Genomic DNA, 3,677 nt, shown 5'->3' on the forward strand with positions numbered 1-3,677 from the left:
CGGCCCGACACCAGCCACGCTCCGGCGCCCGCCACCACCGGCGCCGGCTCCGGCACCTCGGCGGCCTCGACGCCCTCGGCCGCCGGTGCCTCCTCCACGATGATGTGCGCGTTGGTGCCGCTCATGCCGAACGAGGACACACCCGCGCGACGCGGACGCTCCCCCGCCGGCCACGGCACGGCCTCGGTCAGCAGCTCCACCTCGCCGGCGGACCAGTCCACGTGCGAGGACGGCACCTCGGCGTGCAAGGTGGGCGGCAGCTGCTCGTGCTGCAGGGCGAGGATCATCTTGATGACGCCCGCCACGCCGGCTGCCGCCTGGGTGTGCCCGATGTTGGACTTCACCGAGCCGAGCAGCAACGGCCGGCCCTCCGGCCGGTCCTGGCCGTAGGTGGCCAGCAGCGCCTGCGCCTCGATCGGGTCGCCCAGCGTGGTGCCGGTCCCGTGAGCCTCCACCGCGTCCACGTCGGCCGCGGACAGGCGCGCGTTCGCCAGCGCCGCGCGGATGACGCGCTGCTGCGACGGACCGTTCGGCGCCGTCAGACCGTTCGACGCACCGTCCTGGTTCACCGCCGAACCGCGCAGCACGGCCAGCACGGGGTGCCCGTTGCGCCGGGCGTCCGACAGCCGCTCGACCACGAGCATGCCGACGCCCTCGGCCCAGCCGGTGCCGTCGGCGTCCTCGGAGAACGCCCGGCACCGGCCGTCGGCCGACAGCCCCTGCTGCCGCGAGAAGTCGATGAACATGCCCGGCGTCGCCATCACCGTCGCGCCACCGGCGAGCGCCAGCGAGCACTCGCCCGAGCGCAGCGCCTGGGCGGCCAGGTGCAGGGCCACCAGCGAGGACGAGCACGCCGTGTCGACCGTCACCGCCGGGCCCTCCAGGCCCAGCACGTACGACACCCGGCCCGACAGCACGCTCGTCGCGTTCCCCGTCAGCAGGTGGCCCTCGACGCCGGACCCGCCCTCGCCCGCCAGGGTGAAGCCGTAGCCGGAGGCGTAGCCGCCGGCGAAGACCCCGGTCGCGCTGCCGTGCAGCCCCGACGGGTCGATGCCGGCCCGCTCCAGCGCCTCCCAGGACGCCTCCAGCAGCAGCCGCTGCTGCGGGTCCATCGCCAGCGCCTCGCGCGGGCTGATCCCGAAGAACCCCGCGTCGAACTCCGTCGCGTCCCGGACGAAGGCTCCCTGCGCCACGTACGAGGTGTTCTCACGCTCGCCGTCCGGGTCGTAGACGCCGTCCAGGTCCCAGCCGCGGTCGGTCGGGAACCCGCCCACCGCGTCACCGCCCGAGGCCAGCAGCTCCCAGAACTCCTCCGGGCTGCCCGCGCCGCCGGGGAAGCGGCAGGCCATGCCGACGATCGCCAGCGGCTCGTCCGCGGCCGCGGCCGCCACGGCGGCGACCGCACCCGATCCGGCCGCCTCGCCGGTCAGTTCGCCGCGCAGGAAGCCGGCCAGCAGCAGCGGGGTGGGGTAGTCGAACACCAGGGTGGCGGGCAGCCGGATGCCGCTCACCGCGTTGAGGCGGTTGCGCAGTTCGACGGCGGTCAGCGAGTCGAAGCCCAGGTCCTTGAACGAGCGCCGGTCCTCGATCGCCTCGGCGGAGGCGTGCCCCAGCACGACGGCCACCTCGGCCCGGACCACGTCGGTGAGCACGCGCTCCTGCTCCGCTCGGCCCAACCCGGCCAGGCGGCGCGCCAGTTCGCCCTCGGTGCGGGGTGCGGCAGCGGCCCCGGCACCCGGGGCGGCGAGCCGGCGGACCTCCGGCAGATCGCGGAAGAGCGGCGCCTCCCGCAGGTCCACCGGTCCCGATGCGGACGCCAGCTGGGCCCAGTCGACGTCCATCACGGTGACGACGGCGTCCCGTCCGTCCAGTGCGCCGCCGAGGGCGCGGGCGGCGAGCTGCGGGTCCAGGGCCGGCATCGGGCCACGCTTGACCCGCGCCCGCACCGCCTCGCTGGACTCGGCGAACCCGCCGCCGCCCCAGGCGCCCCACGCCACCGAGAGGGCGGGCAGCCCGCGGCTCCGGCGGTTCTCGGCCAGGGCGTCCAGGAAGGCGTTGGCCGCCGCGTAGTTGCCCTGGCCTGCCGCACCGAGCGTGGACGCGGCCGAGGAGAACAGGACGAAGGCGTCCAGGTCCAGGTCGGCGGTCAACTCATCGAGCAGGACGGCGCCTTCGGCCTTCACGCGCAGCACGGAGGCCAGTCGCTCGGCCGAGAGGCGGTCGACCACGCCGTCGTCCAGGACGGCCGCGGTGTGCAGCACCGAGGACAGCGCCGGGCCGCTCGCGCCGATCCAGGCCACCAACCCGGCCAGCGCCGGCCGGTCGCTGACGTCGCACGCCACGACGTCCACGCTGCTGCCCCGGGCGGCCAGAGCCGCGGCCGTCGCCGCGATGCCTGCGGCGGCGGGGCCGGAACGGCCGGTCAGCACCAGCCGCTCGGCGCCGCACTCGGCCAGCCAGTGCGAGACGTGGCCGGCGATGGCACCGGTGCCGCCGGTGATCAGCACGCTGCCGCGCGGCGTCCAGCGGTCCTTGCCGCGGAGCTGCGAGGCCCGGGTGAGCCTGCGGCCCAGGATTCCGGCGGACCGGATCGCCACCTCGTTCTCGCCACAGCCGGCCAGCACCGCCACCAGGCGCGCACCGGCGCGCTCGTCGAGCGTCTCCGGCAGGTCGACCAGACCGCCCCAGCGGTCCGGCTGTTCCAGGCCGACGACGCGGCCCAGACCCCAGACCTGCGCCTGCACCGGGTTGGCCAACACCTCGTCCCGCCCGGCCGCTACGGCACCGCGGGTGGCGAGCCACAGCGGCGCACCGATGCCGGCGTCACCCAGCGCCTGGATCAAGCTCAGGGTGGCGGCCAGGCCGCCGGTCACCGCCGGGTGCTCCGGCAGCGGCGCCTCGTCCAGCGCCAGCAGCGACAGCACACCGGCCACGGCGGAAGGCTCCGCGGCCGCGGCCAGCAGCGCCGCCACCTCGGCCCGGTCCACGACCCCGGCCGGAACCTCGACCACGACGGCCTCGGCCCCGCGGCCGGCCAGCGCGGACACGTACGGCTGCGCGTCCGATCCGGCCGGGACCGCGAGCAGCCACGTGCCGGACAGCACGCGCGCGTCAGGGTCGGCGGCGGTCGCCCAGGTCACCCGGTAGAGCAGGTCGGTGGTCACCAGCCGGTCCTTCTCGCGGCGCCGCCAGGACGCCAGCGCCGGCAGGACCTCGCTCAGCTGCTGCTGGTCCTCGATGGCCAGCGTGTCGGCGATCCGCGCCAGGTCACCGCCCTCGACGGCGGCCCAGAACTCGGCCTCCGCCGCGGTGCCCGTCCCGTCGCCGCCGCCCGCCGCCGGCGGCATGAGCGACACCACGCCCTCCGGCCAGAACCGCTGCTGCCGGAAGGCGTAGGTGGGCAGCTCGACCGGCGTGCCCGCGGGCAGAACCGAACTCCAGTTCACCGGCACGCCGTGCACGAACGCCCGGGCCAGACCCGTCACCAGACTTGCGACACCCTCGTCGTCGCGACGCTGCAGCGGGACGAACACGGCCTCGTCGCCGTCGATGCCCGCCACGGCGTCCGGGCCCAGCGAGGACAGCGACCCGTCGGGGCCGACCTCGATGAACACCGACACACCCTGCGCGGCGAGGGCGGCCACCGCGTCGGCGAACCGCACCGCCCGGCGCGTCTG

General features: G+C 76.2%; 1 protein-coding gene. It reads right to left on the reverse strand.

Going from position 1 to position 3,677, the window contains the following annotated elements; genetic code table 11:
* A partial coding sequence (locus ABZ885_RS37485; protein ID WP_360199101.1) for an SDR family NAD(P)-dependent oxidoreductase occupies positions 1-3,677 on the reverse strand: 3,677 nt, incomplete at both ends.

This window comes from Kitasatospora sp. NPDC047058, assembly GCF_040643935.1.
In the GTDB taxonomy this organism is placed as follows: Bacteria; Actinomycetota; Actinomycetes; order Streptomycetales; family Streptomycetaceae; genus Kitasatospora.